Here is a 6,442-nt window from a genome sequence, read left to right on the forward strand (position 1 = left end):
ACATCACCGGACAGATACTCGGGGTCAACGGCGGTCGCAACACCTAGAGAGGGACCTAAGAAAAAATATGTACGACAGGGACCAACTCTTCATCGACGGGAAGTGGGTGCCGCCGGATTCTGACGCCACGATCACGGTGATCTCGCCGCACAGCGAGCAGGCCATCGGCCGGGCGGCGTGCGCGGGACCTACGGACGTGAATCGGGCCGTCGACGCCGCACGGGCAGCCTTCGACACCGGACCGTGGCCACGAATGCAACCCACGCAGCGCATCGAGGCGATCACCCGGCTGGCGGGCATCTACAAGGAGCGGCGAGCCGACATGGCCGCGCTGATCTCGGCCGAGATCGGCGCTCCCATCACCTTTGCCAAGAGGGCGCAGGTCCGGCTACCGCTGACCATGATCTCGGCATTCTGTGGGTTGGCGGCAAATTACGCGTGGCAGCAGGAACGTCCGGGCCTGTACGGCAACGACATCCGGATCGTCAAGCGGCCGGTGGGGGTCGTGGCCGCAGTGGTGCCGTGGAACATGCCGCAGTTCCTCACCGTCACCAAGGTCGTCCCGGCGTTGCTGGCCGGCTGTTCGGTGGTGCTCAAGCCCGCGCCCGAGTCCGTGCTCGACGCGCAGCTGCTCGCCGAGCTGGTCGCAGCGGCCGACCTTCCGCCCGGGGTACTGAACGTGGTGCCCGGCGGTCGTGACGTCGGTGAGCTCGTGGTGAGCCACCCGGGTGTCGACAAAGTCTCGTTCACCGGGTCCACGGCGGCGGGCCGACAAGTGGCCCTTGGGTGCGCCGAGGGGCTGAAGCAGGTGAGCCTGGAACTGGGCGGCAAGTCGGCGGCCATCGTCCTCGACGATGCCGACCCCTCGGCCGTCGCCGCGGGAATTCAGATGGCCAGCCTCGCCAACAGCGGCCAGGTGTGCAACGCGCTCAGCCGGATCCTGGTGCCGGCGGTGCGCAAGGACGAGTTCGTGGACGCTTTGGCGGCCGCGCTGGAATCGATGACAGTGGGTGACCCCGCGGATCCCAACACCCAGATCGGTCCGCTGGTGGCGCGGCGCCAGCAGGAGCGGGTTCGCGGCTACATCGAATCAGGCAAGAGCGAAGGGGCGCGCCTGGTCACCGGGGGCAGCGATATGCCCGACGGTCTCGACACCGGTTGGTATGTGCGGCCGACGCTGTTCAGTGATGCGAGCAATGACATGCGGATCGCGCGCGAGGAGATTTTCGGCCCGGTGCTGACCGTCATCTCCTATCGTGACGAGGATGAGGCGGTGCGGATCGCCAATGACTCCGAGTACGGGCTGGCCGGCTCCGTGTTCACCGCCGACGTCGACCGCGGGTACGGTGTGGCGGCCCGGGTGCGGTCCGGCACCTTCGGCGTCAACGAGGGCTACATCATGGATCCGGCGGCACCGTTCGGCGGTGTCAAGAACAGCGGATACGGCCGCGAACTGGGAACCGAGGGAATCGACAGTTACACAGTGAGCCAATCGATTTCCGCTGCGGCACCCAAATGACGTCCAGGCGCCATGATTAAAGAGTCGCCGTAATGGGCACCTTAAAGAACCGCTGTTCTGCCCGCCCATTCATAGATAAGGAACTAGCGTGGCCCTCAGCTTCAAGGACGTCATCCAGTCCAAGTACCTGCTGTTGACGACATTTACCAAGGACGGCCGCCCCAAACCCACGGCGATCTGGGGTGTGCCCGACGGCGACAAGCTCCTGGTGATCACCGACGACGGGTCGTGGAAAGTCATGCGGATCAACAACACACCCAGGGTGACGATCGCCAGGAGCGGATCGTTGGGCAAGCCCAAGAGCGATCCGGTGGAAGGGGTCGCCCGCGTCCTGCCCAAGTCCGAGACGCGGCGGGTCTACAACGCCGTACTCAAGCGGTACTGGTATCACGCCTGGTGGTTCTATGCCCATTCGATCGTGCGCGGCGGCATCGATAAGGTGCACGTCGGCCTCGAGATCAAGCCGGCCGCCTAGGAATCCGCCCTGGGGTGTTCGAGTGTTGTTCGGGCCTGGTCGATTTGGTCGTATGCGTAGGTCGCCATGGCGGCAGTGGTCATAGCATCGCCCCTGCGGGCGAGCGATTCGTAGGTCTGGTCGCCCAGGACATCGCGGAGGTGGGTGATCGCGGTGGTGATTTCGGGGACCCCCGTTGCGGCGAGGGGACTGAGCGCGAAGCCGGCGATGGCGGCCGCCGGTTCGTAGCGTCCGAGCCGGTCGAAAAGAGCGGCGAGGATGGCCAGCGGGACTCGGATCGTCGTGGGGTCGCCCGCATTGTGGTAGTTGCGGATCGCCAGAGTGAGGTGATCGAATGCGGACACGGTGCCGCCCTGTTCGGCCTCGAGTAGGGCCAGAACGTTCGCCAGGACTGACGCGACGGCGCGGTTGCCGCTGCCTTGAGCGATCACCAGACCCCGGCGGTGGGCGTTAAGCGCCCCGACGGGATCCGCGTCACGGAAAGCGAGACCGTAGGCACCGAGCGCAAACGAGAGGAACAACGGGTTGCCTGTTGCCTCCGCAGCCTCGATGAGGCCATCCGCGGAATCCATCGCCTCCCCACCGGAACCGGCAAATGAAAGGGCGACAACCAGCCATGACCGGATGTAGACGTGGGTGTCGCGGCGGCGTGCGAGCTGGGCGCGGCACAACTCGGCCAACCGCTCGGGCTGCCCGATGGCTAGGTATACAACTCCGAGCGCGGCTTCGATGCCGTACGGCGGCGCATCGCGGCTCCTGCCGAGAACGATCTGGCCGGCGTCAGCGTAGCGGACAGCCGCCTCGATCCGTCCGGTCGTGAAGCACTGCGACGCAATCACGTACAGGAACGCCAGCCGGGGGTGGTCGACCGCGCGGGCGGGCTCGATCAGCTCTTCAGCCCAGGCTATCGGCTCAAAGGTTTGGACCGCACCGCCGAGCCACCCCACATAGGTGGCGATGGTGGCGGCGGTGTCCAGATCGCCGTGGTCGGCGGCCCACCGAAACGCGGTGCGCAGATTGGCCAGCTCGAGAGTGAACCAGTCGTAGGCCGCACGCTGGCGGGGGCTGTCCCACAGCGCCAGGATGTCGGCTTCGCGTCCGGCGAAGTACCGCGAGTGGGCTGCCCGAATCTCGGATGCTTCGCCACCGGCGACGAGTTGGTCCTCGGCGAACTGGCGGATCGTCTCCAGCATCGAAAACCGGGTCCGCCCCGCTGACCGGTCGGCGACCAGCAGCGACTTACGCACCAGCGCATCGAGCAGATCCAGGGTGGCGAAGTCGTCATCGGAACCCATGACGGCGCAGGCACTCTGCAGGTCGAATCCCCCGGCGAACACCGAACACCGCTCCAGCACCGGTTTTTCCGTGTCGTCGAGGTGGTCGTAGGACCACGCCACCGCGTGGCGCAGGGTGTGGTGGCGTGACAGGCCGCGCCGGGAGCCGACCAGCAGCCGGAACCGCTGATCGAGACGATCACGCACCTCGCTCACTGTCATCGACGCCATCCGTGAGGCCGCCAGCTCGATGGCTAACGGGATCCCGTCGAGGCGACGACAGATTTCCACCACCGCGGCCGCCTCGTCAGGTGTGGCCAGCGAAAATCGGGAGGCAACGCTATGGGCACGTTCGACAAACAGGGTCACTGCTGCCGAGTCGATACCCGCGCCGACGTCCAGCGACGGCACCAGCCACAGTTGTTCGTCGGCGACCCCCAATCCTTCGCGGCTGGTGGCCAGAATCTTCACCGTCGCCGAGTGCGCGAGGATGGCCTCGACCAGATCGGCGGCGGCGTCGCGCACGTGCTCGCAGTTGTCGAACACCAGCAGCCGGACTCTGCCCTCCAACGCGGCCGCGACACTGTTAGCCACGCTCTTCCCCGGCTGTTGGATGATGCCCAGCACCGCGGCCACCGCGTCGGGCACCACCGCCGGATCGGCGACCGCGGCTAAGTCGAAAAACCAGACCCCGTCGGGGAATTCATCGGCCAGTCGCGCCGCGACCTCCAGCGCCAGCCGGGTCTTGCCGACCCCGCCCACCCCGGTCAACGTCATCAACCGATGAGCCTTCACCGCGGCCTGCAGCTCGGCGACCTCGGACTCGCGCCCAATGAAGCTGGTGACCGCAGGCCGCAGGTTCCCCGGACCCGCATCCAGCGCCCGCAACGGCGGGAAGTCCGCGCGTAGGCCCGCCGCTCGGACCTGGAACAGCCCGACCGCAGTGGGCAGATCCCGCAACCGCCGCGGCCCCAGATCCAAAAGATCAACTCCGCTGAGCAGACCCGCCGTCGACTCGGCCAAAAGGATCTGACCGCCGTGCCCGGCGGCCATCACGCGCGCAGCACGGTTGAGCACCGCACCGAAATAGTCCCCCTCGCGAAGCTCGGCTTCCCCGGTCGCTAACCCCATCCGCACCGGCAACTCCAACGCCCGCTGCGCGGCCACCGCGGCATCAACCGCTGATTTCGGCGACGCGAACGCGGCGCACACCCCGTCCCCGGTGTGCTTGAACAACCAGCCCCCGTGCCCCTCGATCACCGTGCGCAACACCTCGTCATGGGCGGCCAGCGCCGCCCTCATCCCCTCGGCGTCGGCCTCCCACCGACGGGTCGAACCCTCCACATCGGTGAACAAAAACGTCACAACCCCAGAAGGAGCTGCTGCCGGAGCAGCGGGCACCAACGCAGAATGACACAACAGACACGCTCCCATCGGACATCGACGCAGACGACCTGAGAAGCGGGTGCCACCGAGCCGAAACACCGGCATAAAGGAGGGAAACGGTGCGCGTGAGGCGAGATAATTTTTCGCATGGATTCCAAGCTCAAACCGGTGTAGTGGTGGCGCGCTTTGCCGGTCGGTTGCGGGTTACGCGGGAATGGGGATAAACACATGCGCCAATTAATCGCCGCAGTAGCCGTCGTCGGCATCTGCGTTCTCACCGCCAGTTGTCACGCCCAGCCCAACCAAGGCCCTAAAGCGTCGACCACCACGTCGACCACCACCATGAAAGCTCCGCCTCCTGTTGCGGAGGGTGCGCTGAAAGCGTTCCTGCTCGCTCCCGAGCAAATCAACGCCGCGATGGGAGCAACAGAAATGAAGGTGACGAAAAGCCGCGACGCGATGTCTGACGACAGCGCCACGATGGCGCCCAAGGAGTGCCTAGCCATCGACTCGTCGGCGCAGGCCCCCGTCTATGTCGGCAGCAATTTCATGGCCGAGCGTGATCAGGCACTCGATGAGGGCGATAACTTCACTCATTATGCCGAGCAGGCGGTGGTGCTATTTCCCACCGCCAAACAAGCCGGCGCCTTCTTCAGCGCTTCCGCTCAACAGTGGGGGGCCTGCAAACAGTACACGCACACCCAGAGCCATTCGGAGTGGACAGTGGGGGCGATATCCAACAGCAATGGCGTCTTGAGCACGATCGCAACTCAGCAGAACGCCATGGCCGCCGGCTGGGCCTGTGGACGGGCGCTGGTCGTCAGAAACAACGTCATTGTCGACGTCAACACATGCAGCACCGATCCCAAGAACTCAGCCGTCGACATCGCCAACCAGATCGCCGCCAAAGTGCCCGCATAACCGTGGCCTGATCGATGTTCTGGTCAACAACGTCGGTGCCTCCTTGGCCTTAGGCTTAATCCATGACGCAGGATCGGACCCGTACATCGCCCATCTTGGCGTTGGTGGCAGCGGCCCGCGTCGTGGTGGGAGCCGCCATGCTCCTAACGCCGGGCCGGTTCTTCAAGCCCGAATCCGGCACCGCGACCCTACTGATGCAAACGATCGGGATTCGCGACGTGGTCCTCGGGTCGGGTGCCTGTGCCGCTTGGGCGCGCGGAGGCGATGGCGAGTTCCGGCAATGGGCGGCTGCTGGCTTGATCAGCGATAGCGCCGACCTTCTGCTCGGGGTACGCAGCAGGCCCCTGGTTGGTACCAAAAGCGCGTTGATCGCCACGCTCGCCCCGGTGCCGTTCGTGGGCGCAGCCGTGCTCGGCTTTGTGCGAAATTTGCGTACATTGCGCGGCATGTGACGCGGATCGAAGCTTTACGCCGCGCCGTGCCCCGGGTTCAGCCGACTGGCTGCGGGATCGCCGAGCGTGTCAAACGGGCGGCGACGCCGCTTCCCTCGATGCGCGCGTTGATGTGGGGCTATGCTGCGACTCGTCCGGGTAGTAAGGCAGTCCAATGAACCTGCTAGCCAAGGCTGTCGACAAGATGGCCAATCCGCCGCGAGTGTCGGATCCGGATCGGCTGCGCGCTGTGGTGTCCGGCAAGACGGTGCTGGTCACCGGCGCGTCCTACGGACTCGGCGAGCCCACCGCGCGCAAGCTCGGGGCGGCCGGCGCGACCGTGCTGCTGGTTGCCCGCTCTGCGGACAGGCTGACAGCCCTCGCGGCGTCGATCAACGCGGGCGGCGGCAGCGCGGCCGCGTACCCGACCGATCTC

The 6,442-nt window shown here is 65.9% G+C and carries 6 protein-coding genes; 5 read left to right on the top strand and 1 reads right to left on the bottom strand.

Annotation, left to right across the window (positions count from 1 at the left end; genetic code table 11):
• The first annotated feature begins 67 nt into the window (after nucleotides 1-67).
• Nucleotides 68-1,519, top strand: a complete 1,452-nt coding sequence (locus ACLP4W_RS28180; protein WP_442390644.1) for an aldehyde dehydrogenase — start codon at nucleotides 68-70, stop codon at nucleotides 1,517-1,519.
• 88 nt (nucleotides 1,520-1,607) lie between these two features.
• Nucleotides 1,608-1,994 (top strand): PPOX class F420-dependent oxidoreductase, encoded by a 387-nt coding sequence (locus ACLP4W_RS28185; protein WP_442390645.1) that lies wholly within the window; start codon nucleotides 1,608-1,610, stop codon nucleotides 1,992-1,994.
• Here the strand turns inward: ACLP4W_RS28185 and ACLP4W_RS28190 are convergent.
• A complete protein-coding gene (locus tag ACLP4W_RS28190; RefSeq protein ID WP_442390646.1) occupies nucleotides 1,991-4,702 on the bottom strand; it encodes an ATP-binding protein in 2,712 nt (903 codons plus the stop codon). The genes ACLP4W_RS28185 and ACLP4W_RS28190 overlap by 4 nt on opposite strands.
• Before the next feature lie 294 nt (nucleotides 4,703-4,996).
• Between ACLP4W_RS28190 and ACLP4W_RS28195 the strand changes: the two genes are divergently transcribed.
• The 3 genes from ACLP4W_RS28195 to ACLP4W_RS28205 all read left to right on the top strand — a co-directional run.
• Nucleotides 4,997-5,575: a sensor domain-containing protein gene (locus tag ACLP4W_RS28195; protein WP_442390647.1), complete on the top strand. Its 579-nt coding sequence runs from the start codon at nucleotides 4,997-4,999 to the stop codon at nucleotides 5,573-5,575.
• Nucleotides 5,576-5,637: 62 nt separating this feature from the next.
• Nucleotides 5,638-6,027 (top strand): hypothetical protein, encoded by a 390-nt coding sequence (locus ACLP4W_RS28200; protein ID WP_442390648.1) that lies wholly within the window; start codon nucleotides 5,638-5,640, stop codon nucleotides 6,025-6,027.
• A gap of 154 nt (nucleotides 6,028-6,181) precedes the next feature.
• Nucleotides 6,182-6,442: SDR family NAD(P)-dependent oxidoreductase (locus tag ACLP4W_RS28205; protein WP_442390649.1), on the top strand; the 261-nt coding region annotated here is incomplete at its 3' end.

This window comes from Mycobacterium sp. (assembly GCF_052145595.1).
Taxonomy (GTDB): Bacteria; Actinomycetota; Actinomycetes; order Mycobacteriales; family Mycobacteriaceae; genus Mycobacterium.